Here is a 22,719-nt window from a genome sequence, read left to right on the forward strand (position 1 = left end):
ACGTATCCATGCGGCCGAGCCCCAATGCCTGACGCCTCCCTCTCCACTTTCCTCGCCCGCTACACCTCCACAATCCTCGTGGAAATCGAAGCCGTGAAAGGCTCGTCACCGCGCGAGGCCGGCACCTTCATGCTGGTCAGCCAGGAGGCCATCTGGGAAACCATAGGCGGCGGCCAGTTCGAATATATGGCGATAGACCATGCCCGCGCCATGCTGCGCAGCGGTGTTGCCGAAGACCGCATGGATATACCGCTCGGCCCCGAAATCGGCCAATGCTGCGGCGGGCGCACCCTCCTGCGCTTTCGGCTGGTCACGGCGGATATTGCCGCCGCGCTTGAGGCAAGGCAGAAGGGCGAAGCCGAGCAGCAGCCCGCCGTTTTCATTTTTGGTGCCGGCCACGTGGGCAAGGCGCTGGCTGAGGCCCTGTCGCTGCTGCCCCTGACCCTGACCGTGATCGAAACACGCGAAAACGAACTGCGCGATCTTCCGTCGGCAGCGGCGTCCATACTCACCCCCATGCCGGAAGCATTCGTTCGCAAAATCCCAGCAAATGGGGCCGCGGTCATCGTCACCCACGATCATGCACTCGATTTCATGATCGCGAAGGAGGCGCTCGCCCGCAACGATCTCGCCTATGTCGGCATGATCGGCTCGAAGACCAAACGCGCTACCTTTGCCCATTGGCTGGAGCGGGAAGACGAGCCGCCTTCCCGCCTTGCGAAACTCACCCTGCCCATCGGCGGCAGCGGCGTCAGGGACAAGCGTCCCGCCGTTATAGCGGCCCTTGTGGCAGCCGAGTTGCTTCAAGCATTTTCCGCTGCCGAAACCCGCCGCAGCGGTAATCAATACGGCCATCCTCAAGGCCTAGATCTCGCTTGAGCGCGTCCGGCAGGCTTTCATCCGCCAGATTGTCGGGTTGGAGGCTCTCTAGGATAAACCGTTCCGCTGTCCGCAGGCCCGCGCGCAGGCGGGACCACGCGCGCAAGAGTGCTGTGCGCATGTTCGTCTCCGTTCAAAAATGTCAGAAGCTCAGTTGATGAATTGCGCTAAAAATGCTCTGATTTCCGAATTAAAACCAATGAAACCTTTGGCAATTGGCATAAAGAGAACTTATCCATGAAAATGTCACGCCAGTTCCCCCTGAATGCCCTGCGGGTGTTCGAAGCCGCCGCAAGACACATGAGCTTCACCAAGGCCGGCGAGGAATTGGGCATGACGCAGACGGCAGTCAGCTATCAGGTGAAACTGCTGGAGGAGAATATCGGAGAGCCGCTCTTCATAAGAAAGGCGCGGCAAGTCTCGCTGACCGAGGCTGGAGAAAAATTAGCGCCGAAAGTTGCGGAAGCCTTTAATACCTTAAAGGAGGCTGTCGATAGCGTGCGCGACGCGCCCGACGCAACGCTGACAATCCACTCAACCGCCACCTTTGCGTCGCGCTGGCTTTCGCGGCATCTGGGCGCTTTCCAGCTTGAACATCCCTCAATCGCGGTGCGGCTTGATACATCGAGCTCACTGATCGATTTTTCCCAATCAGACTGCGATGTCGCCATTCGCTGGAGCAAAGATAACGGTAAAGGGCTGATCTACCATCAACTGCTGCGCGGCGTTTATACGCCGATGCTGCATCCAAGTCTTGCTGACAGCATCGGCGGATTGCACAAACCGGAAGATCTGCTGCGCCTGCGCATCATCGATCCCGGCGATATCTGGTGGAGCCAGTGGTTCAAGGAAGTCGGCGTCGAAAATCCGGGCCTCGACCGTTATCCCCGCAGCCGCCTCAATGTGCAGGCCTTCGAGGCCGCAGCGGCGATCGCCAGCCAGGGCGTCGCCATGCTCACCCCGGAACTCTATGCCGATGAGATTGCGCTCGGCCGCCTTTATCAACCCTTCGAGCATCTTAGCAGCGAGGGCAAGAACTACTGGCTGGTCTACCCTGAAAACCGCCGGAACATTCGCAAGATAAGGCTGTTCCGCGACTGGATTTTGAAGCGGATCGAGGAAAGCCGGCCGCAGCAGCAGCCTCAATACCCCATATCCGGCGCATAAAAGCATCGCGGCGTATCCTCATCCGGAAACAGACAGAGGTGGTACTCGCCGTCTTCGGATCGACGCGCCTGACTCTGGGACCAGTTGAAAACGTGACGTCGCGTGACCATGCGGTGATCACCGGGCGCAAGCGAGACCTCGTAACCATCAGACGTCACCCGAACGCTGCGCGTCGGGATCATCTGGCAATCGCCGGTTTCGGCATCGCCGTTACAGCAGTAGCTTTCATATTTGAATCCCTTGTGGGATTCATGGGCAAGCGCGGTGGCGCTGAATGCAAAAAGCAGAAAAAGAACCGTCAGAACAAGGCGCATCGGCACGGTCTCCGTTGAAAACAACGGCGGCAGCCGGAAGATCATTGCGTCCCTTAACTTAAAATCTCATATCACTCACACCCGGACACAATGGCACCGGGAACTGCGACACCTGCCCCCTGATCTGCTCCGCCCAGGGTTCGCAGCGCCCGCTTTCGGAAAAACCGCCAGCGAAACATGTCATGGGAGCCCTGCGCATCGGCGCGAGAGTCCACAGCCTGATATTCTAACACATCAGCAGGCTGCACACAGGATCATAGCTGAGTCGCCTTAGCCAGCTAAGCACAAACTCAACGACAGGATAGACCGTTTCCAGCTTTCGAGGGCTAGATCGCCAAGCCGGAATGGACCGGCCCAGGATTGCAGACACAACCGCGTTGCATTGTGAACAATCTCTGCCCGGTCTCTGCTTTTCCCTTCCCTAAAGGCCAAATTTCTCGCAAGGTGCGCTGCACAAGGATCAGGGGAACCGCATGTACGAATACGCCATTGCGTGGGAATGGATGGCCTTTGCCGTCCGCTGGCTCCACGTCATCACCGCCATCGCCTGGATTGGCTCATCCTTTTATTTCATCGCGCTCGATCTCGGGCTGGTCAAACGGCCGCATCTGCCGCCGGGGGCCTATGGCGAGGAGTGGCAGGTGCATGGCGGCGGCTTTTACCACATCCAGAAATATCTGGTCGCCCCTGCCCAGATGCCCGAGCACCTGACATGGTTCAAATGGGAAAGTTACGTCACCTGGCTTTCCGGCTTCGCCATGCTCTGCATCGTTTATTATGGCGGGGCGGACCTGTTCCTCATCGACCATTCCGTACTTGATCTCACCCAGTTCCAGGCCATCGCCCTGTCGCTGGCATCGCTCGCCATCGGCTGGCTGTTTTATGATTTCCTCTGCAAATCGCCGCTCGGCAACAATACCTGGGGCCTGATGATCGTGCTTTATGTCGCGCTGGTAGCGATGGCCTGGGGTTACACGCAGGTCTTCACCGGTCGCGCCGCCTTCCTGCATCTGGGTGCGTTTACCGCCACCATCATGTCGGCGAACGTCTTTTTCATCATCATCCCCAACCAGAAGATCGTCGTCGCAGACCTGATCGCCGGGCGAACGCCGGACCCGAAATACGGCCGCATCGCCAAACAGCGCTCGCTGCACAACAACTACCTGACGCTGCCCGTCATCTTCTTCATGCTGTCGAACCATTATCCGCTGGCTTTTGCCACGCAGTTTAACTGGATCATCGCAGCGCTGGTGTTCCTGATGGGCGTCACCATCCGCCACTGGTTCAACACCACCCATGCCCGCAAGGGCAAGCCGACATGGACATGGCTTGCGACCGCCCTCATCTTCATCGTCATCATGTGGCTTTCCACCGTGCCGAAAGTGCTGACCGGCGAACAGGAAGAGAAGGCCGCCACCCTCTCACCCATGCAGCAGCAATTCGTCAGCGATGCCCATTTTACCAAGGCCCGTGACGTGGTTCAGGGTCGCTGTTCCATGTGCCATGCCGCCGAGCCGGCGTGGGAAGGCGTGCCCTTCACGCCGAAATCGGTGAAGCTCGAAACCGACGAACAGATCGCCGCCCACGCGCGCGAAATCTATTTGCAAGCCGGGCGCAGCCATGCCATGCCTCCCGGCAACATCACCGCCATCACCCCGGATGAGCGCAAGGTGCTAACCGCATGGTATGAAAGTGCGGTTTCCGGGGCTGGAAAAGCCGAAGGAAAGACTGAATGAGCCTGGTTCTGCTGCGTGGCCGCCTGCTGAGCTTCCGCCGCGCGCCGCTCGCAATCGACGATACGCAAAGCTATCTCTATATTGAAGATGGCGGCCTGCTTCTCGAAGACGGCAAGATCGCCGCCATCGGCGAATACGCCGATATCCGTAAGACAGCACCCGAAGACGTCGAGGAAAAGGACCACCGCCCGCACCTTATCGTGCCGGGCCTCATCGACATGCACCTGCATTTCCCGCAAATGCAGGTCATCGGCTCCTATGCCGCCAACCTGCTGGAATGGCTGAACACCTATACCTTTCCGGAAGAATGCCGCTTCGTCGAAACCGCGCATGCTCAACGCATCGCCACGCATTTTTACGACGAGCTTCTGCGCCACGGCACGACAACGGCCGCCGCCTATTGCTCCGTGCACAAGACCTCCGCCGACGCCTTCTTCGCTGAAGCCATGAAGCGCAACATGCTGATGGTCGGCGGCAAGGTGATGATGGACCGCAATGCCCCGCAGGGCCTGCTGGACACGCCGGAAACCTCTTATGACGAGACACGCCAGATCATCGCTGACTGGCACGGCAAGGGCCGCAACCACGTCGCCATCACCCCGCGCTTCGCCATCACCTCCACACCGAAGCAGATGGAAGCAGCACAGGCGCTGGCGCAGGAGTTTCCCGATCTCTTCATCCAGACGCATCTGTCTGAAAATCTGGACGAGATCAAATATACCTGCGAGCTTTACCCTGAAGCGACCGACTACACCGACATCTATGTGCGTTACGGCCTGATGGGCAACAAAACCCTTCTCGGCCATGCCATTCATTTGTCCGATCGCGAGGCGGATGTGCTGTCGGAAACCGGCGCGGTGGCAGTGCATTGCCCCACATCGAACCTCTTCATCGGCTCCGGCCTCTTCCCGATGAAAAAGCTGCAAAGGCGCGAAAAGCCTGTTCGTATCGCCGTCGCCACCGATATCGGCGGCGGATCGAGCTATTCCATGCTGCGCACCATGGACGAGGCCTACAAAATCCAGCAATTGCTGGGCGAACGTCTCAACCCGCTGGAAAGCTGGTATCTGATGACCCGTGGTAATGCAGAAGCGCTCTCCATGGTCGACCGCATCGGCACGTTGGAGGCCGGCACGGATGCCGACATCACGGTGCTGAACGCCTCCTCGACGTCAGCCATGGCCCTGAAGATGGAAGTGGTGAAAAGTCTCACCGAAGAACTGTTCCTGATGCTGACCATGGGCGACGACCGCACAGTGGTAGAGACCTATGTGGCCGGCCAGCCGATGAAGAGCGTGCTGGCATAGTTCGGCTGCGGCCGAAACATAAAGCTGCTAACTGGTTTACATCCGTCACATATTGGATCGAGCGTGTGCCTCCTCTTTCTTCTCCCCGCCGGGGAGAAGGTGGCCCGAAGGGTCGGATGAGGGGGCAACGTTGCCGGATTTCGGAGAGCTTGCCCCCTCATCCCGCTGCCGCGACCTTCTCGCCGGGGGGGGGGGGAAGAAACAAGCGGCACTCGCTCGCTCCACATGATTGCCTGACGCCATTTCGGCCGAATGCGAATGACCTCTGGAGTGCCCGGTGCCGAACCTAGACACAACCACCCTGCTGATGATCCTCACAACATTCATCGTTGCCGGCATCGTCAAGGGCGTGACCGGCATGGGGCTGCCGACTGTTGCCATGGGCGTGCTCGGCCTCTTCATGCCCCCGGTCATCGCCGCCGGCCTGCTCATCCTGCCCTCCTTTATCACCAATATCTGGCAATTGCTGGCCGGGCCTGATTTCCGGGCCATCGTGAAGCGGCTATGGCCGATGATGATCGCTATCACCCTCGGCACCCTCATCGGCATCCGGCTGATGACGGCGGGCACCGGCGTCTGGACCACCTCAGCGCTCGGCCTGTGCCTCGCGGTTTACGCAGCCTACAGCCTGCTTGCTAGACCGATCTCAATACCGGCAAGGCTGGAACCAAAACTCTCCCCCATCATGGGGTTGGTGACGGGCCTTCTCACCGGCGGCACCGGAATTTTCGTCGTACCCGCTGTGCCCTATATCCAATCGCTGGGTTTTAGCCGAGACGATCTGGTGCAGGCACTCGGCCTTTCCTTCACCATTTCCACCCTTGCACTTGCCGCCGGTCTCGCTTCTCAGAATGCTTTTCATGTCGAGCATCTGTCGCTTTCCGCACTCGCCGTCCTGCCAGCGCTTCTCGGCATGTGGCTTGGCCAGAAAATCCGCCATATCGTCAGCCCGAAAACGTTCCGGCGCTGGTTCCTCATCTGCCTGCTCGTGCTTGGCTGCGAACTATCCCTGCGCGCTTTTTGGTGAAACACCAACGACGATTTCGATGTCGCAACCCTGCTATTCATGTTAAGTGAAGCCATCATTCAAATGTGAAGGCTTTATCCATGGGCAAAATCCTGACCATCGCTGACCTGAAAAACCATGCGCAGCGCCGTGTGCCGAAAATGTTCTTTGACTATGCCGATAGCGGCGCCTGGACGGAAAGCACCTACCGCGCCAATGAGGATGATTTTGCGAAGATAAAGCTGCGCCAGCGCGTGCTGGTAGATATGACCGACCGATCGCTCGCCACCGAAATGGTCGGCGAGAAGGTGTCCATGCCGGTAGCGCTCTCCCCGACGGGCCTTACGGGCATGCAGCATGCCGATGGCGAAATGCTGGCTGCCAAGGCGGCGGAGGAATTCGGCGTGCCCTTCACGCTCTCCACCATGAGCATCTGCTCCATCGAGGATGTGGCCTCCGTCACTTCGAAACCCTTCTGGTTCCAGCTTTATGTGATGAAGGACCGCGACTTCGTCAACAACCTCATTGACCGCGCCAAGGCCGCCGGGTGCTCGGCGCTGGTGCTGACGCTCGACCTGCAGATCCTTGGTCAGCGGCACAAGGATCTGCGCAACGGCCTCTCGGCCCCGCCGAAATTCACCCCGAAACACATCTGGCAGATGGCGACCCGGCCCAAATGGTGCCTGGACATGGCGCGGACCAAGCGCCGCAGCTTTGGTAACATCGTCGGCCACGCCAAGAACGTCTCCGACCTCTCGTCGCTCTCTTCCTGGACGGCCGAGCAGTTCGATCCGCGTTTATCCTGGAAAGACGTTGAATGGATCAAGAAACGCTGGGGCGGCAAACTTATCCTCAAGGGCATTCTTGACGAGGAAGACGCCCGCGCTTCGCTCTGTACCGGCGCCGATGCCATCATCGTCTCCAACCATGGCGGCCGCCAGCTCGACGGCGCGCACTCCTCCATCGCCATGCTGCCGAAAATCGTCGATGCCGTTGGCGACAGGGTCGAGGTGCACATGGATGGCGGCATCCGCTCTGGCCAGGATGTGCTGAAGGCCGTGGCGCTTGGCGCAAAGGGCACCTATATCGGCCGGCCCTTCCTCTACGGCCTCGGTGCCGATGGCAAGCAGGGCGTGACGACCGCGCTCGAGATCATCCGCAAGGAAATGGATGTCAGCATGGCACTATGCGGCAAGCGGCTGATTACCGATGTGGATCGCAGCATTCTGGCGTGATGTCAGAAGGGCAGAACTTCCGGCATGGCAACCACAGCTCGCGGACCTCTCTACGGTCATGCCGGACTAGATCCGGCATCCAGCCGCGGCGCGTCTGCGCCGCGAAAGAGTCTCTCGCGATCAAAGACTTGATCGCGCCGGATCCCGGCTCAAAGCCGGGATGAGGCGGTCGGTATAGCCTTCGCGCTACACCACCCAGCCCCTCAATGCCCGACCGTTTTCGAAAACACGTTCACGATCACCACGCCGGTGATGATGAAGCCGAGGCCGATGACGGCGGCAATATCCAGCGTCTGGCGGAACACGAAATATCCGATGCCGGAAATCAGCACGATGCCAAGCCCGCTCCAGATCGCGTAGGCCACGCCGACCGGCAGCGCCCGCAGCGTGAACGACAGAAGATAAAAGGCTGCACCGTAAAACAACGCCATCAGCACTGTCGGCACCAGCCTGGTGAACTGCTGCGATTGCTGCAGGAAGGAGGTGGCGATTACCTCGCAGACAATGGCTGCGACAAGCGCGCCATAAGTGAAGACCGCGGTATTCATCGTCACGTATCCTTCTTCGTCTGGGCGATCATCCGGGCCCTCAGAGCCGCCCTGTCGCCACCCGCTTTGCCGTCGTCGGCCAGCAGATCGGCAAACCAGATGCCGTCGGCAGCCAGCCGCACCATCTCCAGTACCACCCCGTCATCCGTTTCTTTATGACGGACAAGACGACCCTCGATCCAACTGTTCCACATGCGCCGAAGCGACCGTTCGCCGACCATGGAAACCGAGATCGCTGCCCATTGCCGACCCGAATCCCTGCCCCGATCAGAGAAAACCGCGTTCACATAGGCCCGCGTAAAGCTTCCAGAAGCTTCACGATCCTGTGAGATGAGCGCATCGATCTCGTTGTCCAGCGCCGCCAGAAGGTCAGTCATGACGGCTTCGAGCAGCACCTGCTTGGAAGGAAAATGGTGAAACAGCCCGCCCTTGGTCACTCCCGCCGCATCCGCCACCGCCTGCACGGAAAGTGCTGCAACCCCTTGCTCAGCAGCAAGTTTCGCCGCGCAATCGAGTAGATTGCGGCGCACCACCTCAGGCTGCTTCTTGCGTTCATGAGCGTTTGTCATGCCAAAAAACATACCGGATGGTTGGTTTCTTTTCAAGGAAATTGTGAGGGCAGCTGTCGGGTTGAAATTCATACTTAATTAAGCATGAAAGCGATCTCTAAAGTTTTAGCGGTTTTGTTGCCGGAAAGTGTCAGTAAAACTTTGCCCAGCGCGGCAATCGAACAAAAGGGGTGAACTATGTCGGGAATGATCAAACGGGGAATGGCGGGTGCCTGGATTTTTGCACTCGCCTTCTTTTGCGCGATCCTCTCGCTCCATGCGTCGCCGGCGCAGGCGGGCTATGCCCATTTCATCATGGACGCCAATACCGGCAAGGTTCTGGCCGCCCGCAATGCCGATGTGCTGAACCACCCCGCCTCGCTCACCAAGATGATGACGCTTTACCTGACCTTTGAGGCGCTGCATGCCGGCAAACTTCGCTGGGACCAGAAGATAACCATGTCCAAGAATGGGGCATCGGTCATCCCCTCGAAGCTCTATGTGCGTCAGGGCCAGACCTTCACCGTGCGCGAAGCCGTCTACGGCATGATCGTCAAATCCGCCAATGACATGGCCGAAGGTATGGGCGATCACCTCGGCGGCTCCGAGGCACGGTTCGCCGAGATGATGACCCGCAAGGCCCGCCAGCTCGGCATGACCAAAACGGTCTTCCGCAACGCGTCCGGCCTGCCCAACAAGTCTCAGGTGACGACGGCACGCGACATGGCGAAGCTCGGTCTTGCCTTGCAACGGGATTTTCCCAAAGAATACGGTCTCTTCGCCACGCAATCCTTCAATTTTCGTGGAAAGCGCATCCGCGGCCACAACAATCTGATGTATCGTTATCAGGGGATGGATGGCATCAAGACCGGCTATACCAACGCCTCCGGCTTCAATCTCGTCAGTGCAGTCAATCACAATGGCCGCCGCGTCGTCGGCGTCGTGCTGGGCGGCAAGACCGCGCGCAGCCGCGATGCCCAGATGGCTGCACTTCTCGACAAGGCCGTGCCGCAGGCATCGAGAGGCCGCAACACCGAACAGCTCGTCGCCAGTGCCAATGTCAGCCGCACCTTCGATGTTGCCGCCGCCGTGCCGCCGGCTGCCGTGCCGCTGCCGATGTTCGCCGAGCGCCGGGCAGATCCGGTTGCCATGCAGATTGCCACCGCAAACGCCGATGTGGCGGACATGATGCAGGTCTCGGCCATCCCGCGGCCTGCTCCCGCCGCGGCCCCTTCCGGCCAGCGCAGCCGGTGGGAGGTGCAGATCGCCGCCACCGACAGCGAAGCCGCCGCCCGCTCGCTGCTCGCCAATGCGCGCTCCAATATCGGCAACTATTCCGGCATCGCCCCCTACACCGAAGCCGTGCAGAGCGGATCGGCGACGCTCTACAGAGCCCGCTTCACCGGCTTCGAAGACCAGTCCTCGGCAGTCTCCGCCTGCAAGGCGCTGAAGGCACGCTCTTATGCATGTGTGGTGATGACCAGCGAGGGGTGATCCCTAGCGCTTCAGCCAGCCGTTTTCCAACGCATCGGCCAGATAAGGAATACCGTTGACCCGAGCCATTTCGGACATGGCCAGGTTGTCGTAACGGATATTGCGGAAATAGACCTGCCAGCCGCGTGCGGTTTCTTCGAGAACCGCATAGGTGGCGAGCGGGTGACCGGCTTCAACGTGGTGATCGAAAGGCGTATCGTCCCTCCACCCAGGACAGCCGACGCTGCCCGGATTGACGATCAGCCGGCCATCTGAAAGCTGCACGGCGCGTGGAATATGGGTATGGCCGCAAAGCATCAGCGGCTGCGTGATACCCTCAGCCATGGCTTCAATTTCGGCCAGAGGCCGCAATTTCAGGACACCTTCAGGCGACAGCGTTTCCAGCCAATATTCCAGATCCTCACGGGGCGAACCATGACAGCAATAAGCGACGTCCTTGAACACCATGCTGAACGGAAGAGTTTGCAACCAGTCCCGGTGCGCAGTGCTCAGCTGCGCATGGGCGGGCCTTTCCCAGCTCCCCATCTCCTCCGGTGCACGCTCGATCAGTTCCCGGTCGTGATTGCCGCGGATGCTGGGAATCCAGTTGCCGACCAGCACATCGCCGGTAAAACCGGCCTCCAGCGGACCGCTGAAACAATCGCCGAGATTGACAATGTCCTCAATACCAAGCCTGGCGATATCCTCAAGCACCGCCTCCAGCGCGGCGCAGTTTCCGTGAATATCGGCAATGGCGGCAAAGATCATCGGTGTCAGCTTCCTCGATAGGTGGAATAGCTATAAGGCGAGAGCAGCAAGGGCACATGGTAATGACCGCTCTCGTCGGCAATGCCGAAACGGATCGGGATAATATCGAGGAAGGCCGGCTTCGGAAGCACGATACCCTTTCCTCGCAGATAATCGCCGGCATGGAAAACCAGCTCATACTCACCGGCCCTGAAACTGTCGCCAACGAGCAGCGGCCCGCCATCGACACGGCCGTCGCCATTTGTCTGCACCGTCTTCAGCTTGTCACGGCGATCACCGGAGAGCCGGTAGAGATCGATCACCAGCCCCTCGGCAGGCGTGCCGTGCGCGGCGTCGAGAACATGGGTTGTCAGACCGGTCATAGGCTGGGCTCCGCGATTACATAGGGCCTGTCGAAAAAATACTCTTCCAGATTGTTGCCCGGCCCGTCACGGTCGGCAACCAGAAAATCCGAAACCGCCTGCAACGGCATCAGCGGATAGTGCCAGACATTGCGGCGGTAATTCACGCCCTGATCGCCCCGCGCCAGAAACACCCGAGGCCGCCCCGGCCGGCCGCCATCGTCTTCGGCAACGACCACGAGGAAGGGCCGGCCGGAAAGCGGCGAAAAACTCTGGCTGCCGAGCGGATGCCGCTCCATCATCTCGATTTCATGCGGAAAGGCGCGCGGCTGCCCGCGGAAGATATTGAGGATCACACGTGCCCCCTCGCCTGCCGCCTCCGGCGCTGCGAGCGCATGATGCCGCTCCGTCTGGCCGCCATTGATGTACCGCATGGAAGAAGGTGTTGTTTCGATCACGTCGCCGAAGGACGCAAACGCCTCCTTGGTAAGAGGTTGTATGTTGAGAAAATCAGTCAAATGTCATTCACCTTGGGCATGCCAGTTTCGGAGAAGGGAGAGGCGCGCCTGCAAATCCGGAATACTCTGCGTTATCGTTTTCCAGACGACCGAGAGCTCTGCCCGGAAGTAATCATGCACGATCAGATTGCGCATACCCTTCATCTTGATCCAGGGGATTTCCGGGTGCTGCTGTATAAATGCTGGGTAGTGCCTGTCGAGCTTGGCGACCGCCTCGCCAATCAGGGCAAGACCCATCATCACCGCCATCTGCGTGCGCGTGTCGGAAGAAAAAGCGGCCTCATCCATATCCTGAATGAAATCCCGTATCCTGGAAGCAGCAACATCCATCTCCTTCAGATAGAGCAGAAGCCGATCCGTACTCATACCGCTTTGGCTTCCTTCAGAACGCGCGCCCGAATATCCGAATGCAAGCCGCCCGAGGTGACGACATCGACCTCGACACCAAGCATCGTCTTCAGTTCTTCCAGCAAACCGCCGAGATCAAACAGCGTCGTACCCGGCAGCGCGTCCACCAGAATGTCGAGATCGCTGTCCGGCCTGTCCTCGCCGCGGGCGACGGAGCCGAACACGCGGGGATTTGCCGCATTGAAGCGTTTCGTCGCTTCGCGGATCGCTTCCCTGTTCTTTTCCAGCACCTCGGAAGGTCTCATCGTCATCTCCACACGGCGCGATTCTAGCAGAATGGCCGCAACGCGCCAATCATCCCTCCGGCAGCATTGCGCAAAGACGAAGCCAGGCGATCTTTTCAACCTGCCCCGTGGCGGTCGCGAATTCTTCGGCTGCGCCGTTACCTATGCGTGTCTCGAAGGCCGAGAGTATATCGTGCCTGTTCAGCCCCTTGACCGCGATGATGAAAGGAAAACCGAATTTATCGGTATAGGCGCTGTTCAATTCGGTAAAACGGGCGTGCTCTTCCTGGGTAAGCCTGTCGAGCCCGGCACCGGCCTGTTCGTTGCGGCTGTCTGCCGTCAACTCGCCGGCAATTGCCAGCTTGCCGGCGAGATCGGGATGCGCCCGCAAAACGCCAAGCCTTTCCGCCTCGGAAGCCGCGCGAAACTGCGCGCTAAGCGCGGCATGAACCGCCTTCGCCGTCAGTTCCAGCCCGGCCCCACCAGCGTCATAGGCCCTCTCGGCAATGAATGGCGAATGTTCGAACACGCCACCGAAACGGGTAACGAACTCCTCACGCGTCAGCATCAAAGCGCCTCCGGCTTGTGATGCTCATGCCAGTGACGGGCGATCTCGATGCGCTGCGGGATCCACACCTTTTCGTGGCCAAGCACATATTCGATGAAGCGGCGAAGTGCCGCTGCGCGACCGGGACGGCCGACAAGGCGACAATGCAGGCCGACACTCATCATCTTCGGCGCACCTTCGACACCTTCCTGATAAAGCACGTCGAAAGCGTCCTTCAGATAGGTGAAGAACTGGTCGCCGGAATTGAAGCCCTGCGGCGTGGCAAACCGCATGTCGTTGGTCTCAAGCGTGTAGGGAATGATCAGGAAAGGCTCATCCTTCACACCCTTCACCCAATAGGGCAGATCGTCGGCATAGGAGTCCGACGAATAGAGAAAACCACCCTCTTCCATGACAAGCCGCAGCGTATTATCCGAGGGCTTGCCCTGATACATGCCATAGGGACGTTCGCCGGTGACCTCCGTGTGCAGACGGACCGCTTCGACGATGTGCTTACGCTCTTCCTCCTCGGAAAAATCCTTGTATTCCAGCCAGCGGTATCCGTGGCTGGCGATTTCCCAACCCGCTTCCTTCATCGCCGCAACCGCTTCCGGGTTGCGGGCCATGGCTGCGGTCACGCCGTAAACGGTGGTGGTGACGCCAAGCCCGGTGAACATGCGCCACAGCCGCCAGAAGCCGGCGCGCGAGCCATATTCATAGATCGATTCCATGTTCAGGTTGCGCTGGCCAGGCCAGGGCTGGGCGCCGACGATTTCCGACAGCAGCGATTCCGACGCCTTGTCATTGTCGAGAATGCAACTTTCGCCGCCCTCTTCGTAATTGATGACGAATTGCACGGCAATGCGCGCACCGCCCGGCCATTTCGGATCGGGAACATTGCGGCCATAGCCCACCAGATTGCGGGAGTAGTTTTCGGAAATCATTCAGCCACCCAGACCATCTCTCCCAATCGGCAACCGATTTCGGAGACACAAACAGAACTTCGAAGATGCCTGATCCAGACGGATGACGCAGCGGGCTTCGAATATGCGATGTTGAACGGTATCATTCGCATACGGAATGTCGAGATCAATTTTGCCGACATTCCGAAGCTTTTTTGTATACGATTATGATGGCGCGCCAGTCAGGCAATCTTGCGGGCGGAAACGCGGCCCATGGGATGAAGCGAGTGCACCCGGAAAGGCGCTCCCGGCTCATCCTCGATGAAGAGCGCAAGGCTGGAAAATTGCAGGGACCGGGACAGCAGCGGCTCGAACACCTTGCGCACGGCCCGCTCGATCCTCTGGCTGCTGGCGGGTTCCACACCGCCGGTCAACGACATCTGGAACCGGAACTCGTCCATCACATGCGGGCTGCCCCAGCGGTGCAGATTGGTGAGCTGCGAGGCCGACAGCCGGTCCGGATCGGCACGCTCGATCTCCGCCTCTGTGAGAGGCGCCCGGTAACGGTCGAATTCCTGCACGACGCGGGCCGCGAAAAAATGCAGCACTTCACAGGGCCGTTCGGGGACGAGGCTGAAGACATTGTCATGCCTCGCCACCACAAGTTGCGGCAACGGAAAGGGTTCCTGCCTGCCGGAAAAATACATCAGGTCGCGCAGGAGCGCCGCTTCGGACTGACCCTCGGCAAGGCGGAAAGGAGCCTTGATGGTGCCATGGAAACCATACCGGCGCGGCAGGGCCGTGTGATAGGAAATCTCCTGCATACCAAGATCGATCATACCGGGCGGCTCAACCGCCTGACCGGAATAGGCATCGCGCCCCAGCCACGCAGCGGCCACCTGCGTCAGGGGGTCATTGGGGGAAGGCGTGAAATGAATGGCGTATCGCATGCGCTGTCACCTCGCCGCAAAAGCGGACAAACCTGCCTCGTTGCAGGCCAGCAAATAAGTGATTTGCGTGACAGATTAACGACGTAAGCGGTCTGGTCAGAACTTTCCGATGCCCGCCATGGCTATGTTCACGTGTTCTTGAAGCTGGAAACTCCGCGGCACGTCCGGTGCCTTTCCGCAAACGGCCTGTAGCGCGGCATCGGCAAGAGAATGGGCAAGACCGAAGCTCACCTTGAAGCCGCCCGTCAATGCCACAAGCTTCGGGTGACCGGCAACCGTTCCCACCATGGGGTCTCTGCCCGCAGCCTTCGGCCGCAGCCCGGCCCAGCGTTCGAGAACCGGAGCCCCGCCAAGCCAGGGGACAATCGCAGCCGCATCCGCAAGCAGTTTTTCCAGCTTCTCATCCGTATCGAATGGGTCGGAAAAACAATCTTCGCTGGTACTGCCGATGGCGACCGTTCCGTCTTCGTGCGGCACGATGTAAAGACCGTTCAGGAACACCACGGGCATGGCCGGATCGACCGCCGCGTCGAGCAGCGCCGCCTGCCCCTTCACCGGCTGCCCGAGCACCAGCCCGGTGTCGAGGCCCAGTGCGTCCCGGATCAGGGGAAAGGATCGATGCCCATTGGCGATCACGGCGTGGCCGAACACGACCTCGTCCCCCGAAGACAGCGCCGCCCGGCCTGTCTCCGCGTCAAGCGAAAGGACGCGGCAACCCTTGATCAACCGCACATGCCGCGCCTTGCCGAGAAATGCCGAAAGAAGCGCAATCATTGCACGCGGAGCCACCCGCGCCGCCAGCGTATCGAACACGAAACCCGCTGCGCCAGCCGCGTCATCCACCCAGCCCGCAACCGCAGGGCTGTCACCGACATGCCAATGGAACCGGCGCTCACCCGAGACCCAGTTCTCCTGCGCATCCCTTTCATGCCGCTCGGCGATGGGACGCAGATGCGGCTTCGGCAATGGGATGATCCGGCCAGAGCGGCGATAACCGGCGGAAAGCCCGGTCTCCGCCTCCAGCCCGGCGATCTCTTTTTCCAGCGCCACGAGGGCGGCGAACTGGAACTGCTTCTTGTCCGACCAGCGGTCCGGCATATGAGGCATCAGCGCGCCGAGCAGCCCGCCACTCGCGCCGCCACCGGGATGGTCCGCCTCCACCAGCAACGTATCGATGCCGAGCCGTTCCGCCTTAACCGCAGCCCATAGACCCATGATACCACCCCCGACGATGAGGAGAGGGACGGAAGCAGGCAAAGGCGTTCTTGGTGATTGACCCTGTTCGAAAGCGGGATTATCGGCTTTAGCCATGAAAGATTCCAACGACACTATCAGAGAGACTGGCGCACAGGCCGGTTCGGCAACCGGCGAAACCCACACTGCACTCGACTGGCGTGACGGGGATATGCCCTATTCGCTGGCTTTTGACGACCATTTTTATTGCCAGACGGATGGCAGGCTGGAATGTGGCCACGTCTTCCTGTCAGGAAACGGCCTGCCGCAACGCTGGCGGGAACGCGAAGGCGTCTTCCGCATCGGGGAACTGGGCTTCGGCACCGCGCTCAATCTGTGCGAGACATGGCGCCAATGGAAAGAGCTCCGCAACGGCCGCTCCACGTTGCATTTCATCTCCTTCGAACTCTACCCGATGAAGGCGGACGAGATCGGCCGGGCACTTTCCCGCTGGCCGGAGGTGGACGCCGAACGCAGGGCGCTCACCGCCCTCTGGCCCGCCGAACCGAAGGGGAAGGTAGAGATTGAACTCGATGGTGAAACACGCCTGACGGTGGTCTGCGGCGAGGCGCTCACCGGTATTTCCAACAGTCACGAAACCTTCGATGCCTGGTTCCTGGATGGTTTCGCACCTGCGCGCAACCCGGACATGTGGTCGCTGGAGATCATGCAGGCACTGTTCGCCAGGACGGCGCCGGCAGGCACCTTCGCCACCTATGCCGCCGCAGGCTTCGTCCGCCGCAATCTCATCGCCGCCGGTTTTGATGTGGAACGACGCAAGGGTTTCGCAGGAAAACGGGAAATGCTCTGCGGCACCAGGCCCCCGGTTTGACCAAAACGACATCAGCGACCGGTTGCGTCATCAGATACCCGGCGCGGAATATCTTCACCCAGCCACTGGGCGATCTTATCCTCGAGAATTTCGGGGCTGATGGGCTTCGACAGATAATCGTCCATGCCGGCCTGCAGGCATAGATCGCGGTCAGCATCCTGCGTATGGGCCGTCACGCCAATGATCGGCACATGCCGGCCTTCGGCGGCCGCAAGTTCGGCCGTCCGGATCGCCTGCGTTGCCTGATGCCCGTTCATGACAGGCATGGAGACATCCATGAGGATGATCGCGGGATTATATTCCTCCCACGCCTGAACGGCCTTTTTCCCATTGCCGACGATCAGGAACCGCAGACCCGTCTGCTGCAAAATCTGCGTGAAAACAATCTGGTTGACGTCATTGTCCTCGGCCACCAGCACATCGATCAGGCTGGGCCGCAGCCGGACGGAAACTGTCGGCACCTCTGCCCGCCGCTTCTTTTCTGAAGCAGGACCTTCCGGCCGGGACGAACCGCCGTCCGAGGCACCTGCGAAAGCTTCCGGCCGCGCGCGTTTCAGCCGCACGTCGCGCACCACGTCGAACAGGGTGGAGCGCAACAGCCGCGCCCGCGCGGGCTTCATCAGATGTGCCTGCACGTTGAGATCGGTAAAGAGCGTCTCGTCACCCACGACATCCATGGACGTCAGGAAAATGATGGCGATGTCGTCGAAACGGCGATCCGCCCTGATCCGCTCCACGACGTCCAGGCCGTTCATGACAGGCATGTGATAATCAAGAATGATGGCGTCGATCGAAAGACCCACCGCTACGGCTTCCTGCAGCACGGCAATGCCGGTGGGCCCTCCCTCGACGGCATGGCCGTCTATGCCCCAGCTTTGTAGCTGCTCCGTCAGGATGCGCCGGTTGACATCGTTGTCATCGATGACGAGCACCCGGATATTTTCGATCGCCACCGAAAGAGGTGGGACATCCCTCCGCCTTTCGGTCATCTGAAACGGGATGTTGACCTCGAAACTCGACCCCTTGCCCACTTCGCTGACGACATCGATCTTGCCGTTGAACAGCCCGACAAGGCCGACGGTGATCGCCAGGCCGAGCCCGGTTCCTTCGTGACGGCGCGTGGCGGAACTATCGACCTGGCTGAACTTGTCGAAGATCGTCTCCAGCTTGTCGGAGGGAATACCGATCCCGCTGTCTTCGACACGCAGCGACAGGATAGCCTCCGAAGCTTCCGCTGACTGCGCAGAAAGCTCCACCAGCACATGGCCGGTTTCGGTGAACTTGACGGCATTCCCGACGAGGTTTGTAACAATCTGGCGGAAGCGTCCGGCGTCACCGATGACCTTGCCGAAAACCGACGGGTCGGTCCGCACCACCAGCTCTATGTTCTTCTCCAGCGCCGCCGAGGACAGGAGCGAAACCACATCCTCAACGGCTTCCGCCGGATCGAAAGATACGCTGCGCAGTTTCATCTGCCCGGCTTCGATCTTGGAGAAATCGAGGATGTCGTTGATGATCGTCAGAAGCGCATTGCCTGACTTGACGATGATGTCGGTGAAAGTCTTCTGGCGCGTATCGAGGTTGGATTTGGCCAGAAGCTCCGCCATGCCAAGCACGCCGTTCATCGGCGTGCGGATTTCATGGCTCATATTGGCCAGAAATTCCGATTTGGCGCGGTCCGCCGCTTCCGCCCGCGAAAGCAGACGTTGCAATTCGCCTTCGCGCATCTTCATCTCGGTCACGTCGGTGACGATCACGAGCCAGTAATTGCCGGAACTGTTGGTGGCTTCCAGGTTGAGCCACCTCTTGCCGGCGACATGGATTAGCCAGGAGAACGGCCGGTTGGCGGCAATGTTGTCTTTCCAGGCATTAAGCATCGCGGCCGCTTCCTCGGCCGTGCCGAAATCTCCGCGCGCGGCACAATGGGCGAAGAAGCCGGACCAGTCGCGATCCTTTTCCAGCAGCTCGGGCGGCACGTCGAACATCCGCGCCATCGCCTCGTTGGACATGATGATCGTGCCCTGCTCCACCAGCACCAGGCCCTGCGCCATGGCGCGCGTCGCGCCCTGCATATATTCGCCGACGCGCTCCAGCTCGGCCTTCGCCTTGCTGATTTCGGCGTCGCGCATTCGCACATCCGTCACATCGGCATAGGTGCTGAGGATTTTTCCGCCTTCGAGGCGCGTTTTGGAGATGACGGTCACCTTGCCGCTTTTGCTGCGCACCTCGCGGGGGGCAAAGGCCCCATCCTTCAGGAGCCGCTGCGCCCGCTCGCTATAGACCTCGTCGAAAGGCCGATCGCCATAATCATAAAGGCCGCTATCGAAATTCATCCTCATGAATTCGCGATAGTCTTTGCCCACAAGTGATTTCTCGCCGCCGATTTCGCCCCAGACCTGGTAGAAGAACGGATTGACATATTCGATGACGAGATCGGCGCTGAGAAGCAGCACCCCCACGGGCAGCGCGTGAAGTACCGCTTCGAGCTGGCGATGCAGCGCCTCGGCTTCGGCCTGTGTGGCGATCAGCGCCTTTTCCCGCTCCTGCAGGAGGCTGACATCGGTGACGGAGCCCACGAGGTAATATTCGTCATCCGGTGTCGCAACGCGGCCGAGCCGCGTGATGACGGGAATGGCCCGTCCGTTGCGCTGAGGCATGTTTCCCGTGCGTTCGAGCGCCTCTCCGGTCTGCAAGATCCGTTCGTTTTCCTGCTGGAACTGGGAGCCATTCTGCGGGAACATTTCGGATTCGGTCTTGCCGATATAGTCGGCGAGATTGCCGCCGAGAAATGCATCATAGGCGGCATTGGCATAGGTCAGCCGCCTGTCTTGATCCCTCAGGAAAACCCCCACCGGCAATTGTTCGAGGGCAGCGCGCAGCAACCAGGTTTCGCGGATCTGGGCGCTGAGAAGGGTCTCGTGCGCCTTGAACTCGGTCACATCGATGCGCAGGCCAACCAGCATGCCGTTTTCCAGCCGCTTGTTGACCATGCGCACCCAGCGGCCATCGGCGAACTGCTCCACCCTTTCGAGATAGGGCAGGGAAAAATCGCGCAACTGCTCCCGCATCCAGCCTTCGAACGCAGGGTCGTCTTCTTTGACGCGACGATATCCGCTCGAAAAATAGAGCGCCTCCATCAGCGCCTCGAGCCGGATGCCCGGCTTCAGCTCGACGCCAAAACCGCTATAGAACTCCGCGAAACGGGCATTGCAATAAACCAGTCGGTTTTCCGCATCGTAGACGACGATGCCGGCATCGATGAAATCCATGAGGCCGCTGCTGAACAGCAGGTCCGACGCCCCGCCGATATCCGCCGTCCCCGTCAGAACGCCCAACGGCATGTCTTCCACCGTTTCGAACAGGAACAGGCTGCCGTCATCATCGGTGAAGCGCTCGCAGAGAAGCGTGTATGGCAGGGAGGAAACCGAGGCATGGCAGGCGATCATCTCGTCCGTCGCAAAAACGAGTGAACGGCGCTCCCTGTCCTCCCGCTCCGCATCACGGATATCAGCCGAGAGGGAAAGGCTGGTGTGGCCTTCGAACGCCCTGAGGGGACGCCCCATCAACCGTGCGTAGGCGGCGTTGACCACGAGATAGCGCAGCTCGCTGTCCTTGATGCACGCGGGCAGGTTCAGGGCGGCAACAGCCCTGCAAGCCTTTTCCAGCAACCCGCTGCCCTCGGTCAATCGATACTCCACAGCGTGCAGTTTCACTTTGTCGAATCAAATATTTCTAGATGACTTCGCACAAACGTTATGTGAGAAAATCTGTTTTTGCTATGCGCCCTGCCCGGCAATACACTTTTTTAACCATAATTATTCGCTGCGACCCAGCTCTTCGGCCAGCTGGCGGCGGCGTTCCGCATGGCTGCCATGCGCCGTCCGGCAGCCATGTCATGAAACTATCGCTTGACTTTGACGAGTAAAACGCCCACATGCCGGTCAAGCTTTCACCTTCGGCAGCCGCGTGAGCTGCAGCGTATGTTGAGAAGACTTGGTCCGAGAGAGACTTGGCCCGCATGAAGGAAAAGCGCAGAGAATACAGAAGACGGCATGTGCCGCACTGATGCGCAGAAAGTTATTCCAACCCACAAGTTCCCAATTCACGCGGGGTTCTTGACGCCGAAACCGCCGGACAGCAGCCCTGTTCCGGACGATTGGTTTTTGGCGCCCCGAAAGGCATTATATTGACCAGTTTTAGCGAACTCGGCCTCTCCGAAAAGATTGTTGCCAGCGTTACCCAGCTTGGCTACACAACCCCGACCCCCATTCAGGCAAAAGCCATTCCGCTGCTGCTCGAAGGCCGCGACCTGATCGGCCTCGCACAGACCGGAACCGGCAAGACCGCCGCTTTCGGCCTGCCGATCATCGAAATGCTGATGAAGCAGGCGGACCGCCCGGCAAACCGCACCTGCCGCACGCTCATCCTTGCCCCGACCCGCGAGCTGGTGAACCAGATCGGCGAAAACCTGCGCGCTTTCGTGAAGAAGACGCCGCTGCGCATCAACCAGGTGGTTGGCGGCGCATCGATCAACAAGCAGCAGCTCCAGCTCGAAAAGGGCACGGACATTCTGGTGGCAACCCCCGGCCGCCTGCTTGACCTCATCGCCCGCAACGCCATCTCGCTCTCCAAGGTCACCTATCTGGTGCTGGACGAAGCGGACCAGATGCTCGACCTCGGCTTCATTCACGATCTGCGCAAGATCTCGAAGATGGTGCCCGCCAAGCGCCAGACGCTGCTCTTCTCCGCCACCATGCCGAAGGCGATCGCCGATCTTGCCCACAGCTACCTGACCGATCCGCTGAAGGTCGAAGTGACCCCGCCCGGCAAGGCAGCCGACAAGGTGGAGCAATATGTCCACTTCGTCGCCGGCAAGAACGATAAGACCGAGCTTCTGAAGAAGTCGCTCAACGAGAACCCGGATGGCCGCGCCATCGTGTTCCTGCGCACAAAGCACGGTGCGGAGAAGCTCTACAAGCATCTCGAACATATCGGCTTCAAGGTCGCCTCTATCCACGGCAACAAGAGCCAGGGCCAGCGCGAGCGCGCCCTGAAGGGCTTCAAGGACGGCGAGATCAAGGTTCTGGTCGCAACCGACGTCGCGGCCCGCGGCATCGATATCCCGGCCGTGACGCACGTCTTCAACTATGACCTGCCGGAAGTACCGGACGCTTATGTCCACCGCATCGGCCGTACCGCCCGTGCCGGCCGCGATGGCATCGCCATTGCTTTCTGCGCACCGGACGAAACCCGCCTGTTGCACGACATCGAAAAGCTGATGAAGATCGATATTCCGGTTGCTTCTGGTGAACGCCCGGCCGGTCTTGCCAGCCCGACGCGCCCCAACAACAACCGCGGCGGACGAAATAACAATGGCGGCCAGCAGCGCGGTCCGCGCGAAGGCGGACGCCACAACGGCGAATCCCGCCCGTCTCGCCACCACGCGCCGCGCGATGCGGACAATGATCTTGAAGTCACCTCAGACTTCAAGCGCGTGAAGCAGGCCGAAGGCGACGCAGGCCGCCCGGCTGGCCCGCGCAAGCATCGTCGTCCGGCCCGCAAGCCCGGCGGCAGCGGCGCCAACCGCCACGCCCCTGCCGGCGGCAACGGCCAGGAAAAACGCGCTTCCGGTAACGGCCATCGCGGCCGCAACCGTTAAGGCGCTCTGAATGGATTGAGGACGCCGCGGCATTGCCGGGCGTTTCTTCTCCCCGCCGGGCAGAAGATGGCCCGAAGGGTCGGATGAGGGGGTAAAGTTGCCGTATCTCATCACCCTTGCCCCC

At 60.1% G+C, this 22,719-nt stretch carries 22 protein-coding genes; 9 read left to right on the forward strand and 13 right to left on the reverse strand.

Translation table 11 applies throughout. From position 1 onward, the window contains the following. Positions 1-24 precede the first annotated feature (24 nt). Complete coding sequence (xdhC, locus tag AGR2A_RS13725; protein ID WP_072494728.1) at positions 25-879, forward strand: xanthine dehydrogenase accessory protein XdhC; 855 nt, start codon at positions 25-27, stop codon at positions 877-879. Between the two features lie 237 nt (positions 880-1,116). Next, positions 1,117-2,046: a LysR substrate-binding domain-containing protein gene (locus AGR2A_RS13730; protein WP_045532113.1), complete on the forward strand. Its 930-nt coding sequence runs from the start codon at positions 1,117-1,119 to the stop codon at positions 2,044-2,046. On the opposite strand, the gene AGR2A_RS13735 is transcribed toward AGR2A_RS13730, so the two are convergent. Beyond that, on the reverse strand, positions 2,022-2,360 hold the full coding sequence (locus AGR2A_RS13735) for a hypothetical protein (protein WP_006699610.1): 339 nt from the start codon (positions 2,358-2,360) through the stop codon (positions 2,022-2,024). The two genes, AGR2A_RS13730 and AGR2A_RS13735, sit on opposite strands and share 25 nt — an antisense overlap. A 473-nt stretch (positions 2,361-2,833) precedes the next feature. Here AGR2A_RS13735 and puuD point away from each other — a divergent pair, with 473 nt between their 5' ends. From puuD to AGR2A_RS13755, 4 genes are all read left to right on the forward strand, one after another. Then, positions 2,834-4,096, forward strand: coding sequence for a urate hydroxylase PuuD (puuD, locus tag AGR2A_RS13740; RefSeq protein WP_004443099.1), 1,263 nt, complete (start codon positions 2,834-2,836; stop codon positions 4,094-4,096). After that, positions 4,093-5,403, forward strand: coding sequence for a guanine deaminase (gene guaD / locus AGR2A_RS13745; protein WP_072494729.1), 1,311 nt, complete (start codon positions 4,093-4,095; stop codon positions 5,401-5,403). Before puuD ends, guaD begins: the two co-directional genes overlap by 4 nt. A gap of 307 nt (positions 5,404-5,710) precedes the next feature. Further along, positions 5,711-6,430, forward strand: coding sequence for a sulfite exporter TauE/SafE family protein (locus AGR2A_RS13750; protein WP_080822961.1), 720 nt, complete (start codon positions 5,711-5,713; stop codon positions 6,428-6,430). Between the two features lie 80 nt (positions 6,431-6,510). Beyond that, a complete protein-coding gene (locus AGR2A_RS13755) occupies positions 6,511-7,644 on the forward strand; it encodes an alpha-hydroxy acid oxidase (protein ID WP_072494731.1) in 1,134 nt (377 codons plus the stop codon). 203 nt (positions 7,645-7,847) lie between these two features. Here the strand turns inward: AGR2A_RS13755 and AGR2A_RS13760 are convergent, their stop codons facing one another. Next, positions 7,848-8,192, reverse strand: a complete 345-nt coding sequence (locus AGR2A_RS13760; protein WP_004443106.1) for a DMT family transporter — start codon at positions 8,190-8,192, stop codon at positions 7,848-7,850. A gap of 2 nt (positions 8,193-8,194) precedes the next feature. After that, positions 8,195-8,773 (reverse strand): TetR/AcrR family transcriptional regulator, encoded by a 579-nt coding sequence (locus AGR2A_RS13765; protein WP_080822963.1) that lies wholly within the window; start codon positions 8,771-8,773, stop codon positions 8,195-8,197. A gap of 189 nt (positions 8,774-8,962) precedes the next feature. On the opposite strand from AGR2A_RS13765, the gene AGR2A_RS13770 reads away from it, so the two are divergent. After that, positions 8,963-10,234 carry a D-alanyl-D-alanine carboxypeptidase gene (locus AGR2A_RS13770; RefSeq protein WP_072494733.1) on the forward strand — a complete coding sequence of 424 codons (1,272 nt, stop codon included), beginning with the start codon at positions 8,963-8,965 and terminating at the stop codon, positions 10,232-10,234. 3 nt (positions 10,235-10,237) lie between these two features. Here the strand turns inward: AGR2A_RS13770 and AGR2A_RS13775 are convergent, their stop codons facing one another. From AGR2A_RS13775 to AGR2A_RS13815, 9 genes are all read right to left on the reverse strand, one after another. Beyond that, positions 10,238-10,981, reverse strand: coding sequence for a metallophosphoesterase family protein (locus tag AGR2A_RS13775; RefSeq protein ID WP_072494734.1), 744 nt, complete (start codon positions 10,979-10,981; stop codon positions 10,238-10,240). A 5-nt stretch (positions 10,982-10,986) separates the two neighbouring features. Beyond that, positions 10,987-11,343, reverse strand: a complete 357-nt coding sequence (gene uraH, locus AGR2A_RS13780) for a hydroxyisourate hydrolase (RefSeq protein ID WP_022556758.1) — start codon at positions 11,341-11,343, stop codon at positions 10,987-10,989. Continuing rightward, on the reverse strand, positions 11,340-11,840 hold the full coding sequence (locus AGR2A_RS13785; RefSeq protein ID WP_004443111.1) for an ureidoglycolate lyase: 501 nt from the start codon (positions 11,838-11,840) through the stop codon (positions 11,340-11,342). The genes uraH and AGR2A_RS13785 overlap by 4 nt, the downstream gene beginning before the upstream one ends. A 3-nt stretch (positions 11,841-11,843) precedes the next feature. Further along, on the reverse strand, positions 11,844-12,206 hold the full coding sequence (locus AGR2A_RS13790) for a HepT-like ribonuclease domain-containing protein (protein WP_072494735.1): 363 nt from the start codon (positions 12,204-12,206) through the stop codon (positions 11,844-11,846). After that, the gene (locus tag AGR2A_RS13795) at positions 12,203-12,493 is read right to left on the reverse strand and encodes a nucleotidyltransferase family protein (RefSeq protein ID WP_004443113.1); all 291 of its coding nucleotides are present in this window, start codon (positions 12,491-12,493) and stop codon (positions 12,203-12,205) included. The genes AGR2A_RS13790 and AGR2A_RS13795 overlap by 4 nt, the downstream gene beginning before the upstream one ends. Positions 12,494-12,542: 49 nt before the next feature. Next, positions 12,543-13,040: a 2-oxo-4-hydroxy-4-carboxy-5-ureidoimidazoline decarboxylase gene (gene uraD / locus AGR2A_RS13800; protein WP_072494736.1), complete on the reverse strand. Its 498-nt coding sequence runs from the start codon at positions 13,038-13,040 to the stop codon at positions 12,543-12,545. Further along, on the reverse strand, positions 13,040-13,963 hold the full coding sequence (puuE, locus tag AGR2A_RS13805) for an allantoinase PuuE (RefSeq protein ID WP_072494737.1): 924 nt from the start codon (positions 13,961-13,963) through the stop codon (positions 13,040-13,042). The genes uraD and puuE overlap by 1 nt, the downstream gene beginning before the upstream one ends. A 200-nt stretch (positions 13,964-14,163) precedes the next feature. Continuing rightward, complete coding sequence (locus AGR2A_RS13810) at positions 14,164-14,871, reverse strand: DUF1045 domain-containing protein (protein WP_004443119.1); 708 nt, start codon at positions 14,869-14,871, stop codon at positions 14,164-14,166. A 96-nt stretch (positions 14,872-14,967) separates the two neighbouring features. Next, the gene (locus AGR2A_RS13815) at positions 14,968-16,182 is read right to left on the reverse strand and encodes an NAD(P)/FAD-dependent oxidoreductase (protein WP_045532127.1); all 1,215 of its coding nucleotides are present in this window, start codon (positions 16,180-16,182) and stop codon (positions 14,968-14,970) included. On the opposite strand from AGR2A_RS13815, the gene mnmD reads away from it, so the two are divergent. Continuing rightward, positions 16,181-16,936 (forward strand): tRNA (5-methylaminomethyl-2-thiouridine)(34)-methyltransferase MnmD, encoded by a 756-nt coding sequence (gene mnmD, locus AGR2A_RS13820; RefSeq protein WP_004443123.1) that lies wholly within the window; start codon positions 16,181-16,183, stop codon positions 16,934-16,936. The genes AGR2A_RS13815 and mnmD overlap by 2 nt on opposite strands. An 11-nt stretch (positions 16,937-16,947) precedes the next feature. Here the strand turns inward: mnmD and AGR2A_RS13825 are convergent, their stop codons facing one another. Further along, positions 16,948-20,622 (reverse strand): response regulator, encoded by a 3,675-nt coding sequence (locus tag AGR2A_RS13825; RefSeq protein WP_072494739.1) that lies wholly within the window; start codon positions 20,620-20,622, stop codon positions 16,948-16,950. 500 nt (positions 20,623-21,122) lie between these two features. On the opposite strand from AGR2A_RS13825, the gene AGR2A_RS13830 reads away from it, so the two are divergent. Further along, positions 21,123-22,595 carry a DEAD/DEAH box helicase gene (locus tag AGR2A_RS13830; protein ID WP_004443127.1) on the forward strand — a complete coding sequence of 491 codons (1,473 nt, stop codon included), beginning with the start codon at positions 21,123-21,125 and terminating at the stop codon, positions 22,593-22,595. The last annotated feature ends 124 nt before the right edge of the window (positions 22,596-22,719 follow it).

The sequence above is a fragment of the Agrobacterium genomosp. 2 str. CFBP 5494 genome (assembly GCF_900013495.1).
In the GTDB taxonomy this organism is placed as follows: Bacteria; Pseudomonadota; Alphaproteobacteria; order Rhizobiales; family Rhizobiaceae; genus Agrobacterium; species Agrobacterium pusense.

Coding starts and splice junctions, on each gene's coding strand:
- xdhC (WP_072494728.1), top strand. CDS start 25: ATGCCTGACGCCTCCCTCTCCACTTTCCTCGCCCGCTACACCTCCACA.
- AGR2A_RS13730 (WP_045532113.1), top strand. CDS start 1,117: ATGAAAATGTCACGCCAGTTCCCCCTGAATGCCCTGCGGGTGTTCGAA.
- AGR2A_RS13735 (WP_006699610.1), bottom strand. CDS start 2,360: ATGCGCCTTGTTCTGACGGTTCTTTTTCTGCTTTTTGCATTCAGCGCC.
- puuD (WP_004443099.1), top strand. CDS start 2,834: ATGTACGAATACGCCATTGCGTGGGAATGGATGGCCTTTGCCGTCCGC.
- guaD (WP_072494729.1), top strand. CDS start 4,093: ATGAGCCTGGTTCTGCTGCGTGGCCGCCTGCTGAGCTTCCGCCGCGCG.
- AGR2A_RS13750 (WP_080822961.1), top strand. CDS start 5,711: ATGATCCTCACAACATTCATCGTTGCCGGCATCGTCAAGGGCGTGACC.
- AGR2A_RS13755 (WP_072494731.1), top strand. CDS start 6,511: ATGGGCAAAATCCTGACCATCGCTGACCTGAAAAACCATGCGCAGCGC.
- AGR2A_RS13760 (WP_004443106.1), bottom strand. CDS start 8,192: ATGAATACCGCGGTCTTCACTTATGGCGCGCTTGTCGCAGCCATTGTC.
- AGR2A_RS13765 (WP_080822963.1), bottom strand. CDS start 8,773: ATGTTTTTTGGCATGACAAACGCTCATGAACGCAAGAAGCAGCCTGAG.
- AGR2A_RS13770 (WP_072494733.1), top strand. CDS start 8,963: ATGGCGGGTGCCTGGATTTTTGCACTCGCCTTCTTTTGCGCGATCCTC.
- AGR2A_RS13775 (WP_072494734.1), bottom strand. CDS start 10,981: ATGATCTTTGCCGCCATTGCCGATATTCACGGAAACTGCGCCGCGCTG.
- uraH (WP_022556758.1), bottom strand. CDS start 11,343: ATGACCGGTCTGACAACCCATGTTCTCGACGCCGCGCACGGCACGCCT.
- AGR2A_RS13790 (WP_072494735.1), bottom strand. CDS start 12,206: ATGAGTACGGATCGGCTTCTGCTCTATCTGAAGGAGATGGATGTTGCT.
- AGR2A_RS13795 (WP_004443113.1), bottom strand. CDS start 12,493: ATGAGACCTTCCGAGGTGCTGGAAAAGAACAGGGAAGCGATCCGCGAA.
- uraD (WP_072494736.1), bottom strand. CDS start 13,040: ATGCTGACGCGTGAGGAGTTCGTTACCCGTTTCGGTGGCGTGTTCGAA.
- puuE (WP_072494737.1), bottom strand. CDS start 13,963: ATGATTTCCGAAAACTACTCCCGCAATCTGGTGGGCTATGGCCGCAAT.
- AGR2A_RS13810 (WP_004443119.1), bottom strand. CDS start 14,871: ATGCGATACGCCATTCATTTCACGCCTTCCCCCAATGACCCCCTGACG.
- mnmD (WP_004443123.1), top strand. CDS start 16,181: ATGAAAGATTCCAACGACACTATCAGAGAGACTGGCGCACAGGCCGGT.
- AGR2A_RS13815 (WP_045532127.1), bottom strand. CDS start 16,182: ATGGCTAAAGCCGATAATCCCGCTTTCGAACAGGGTCAATCACCAAGA.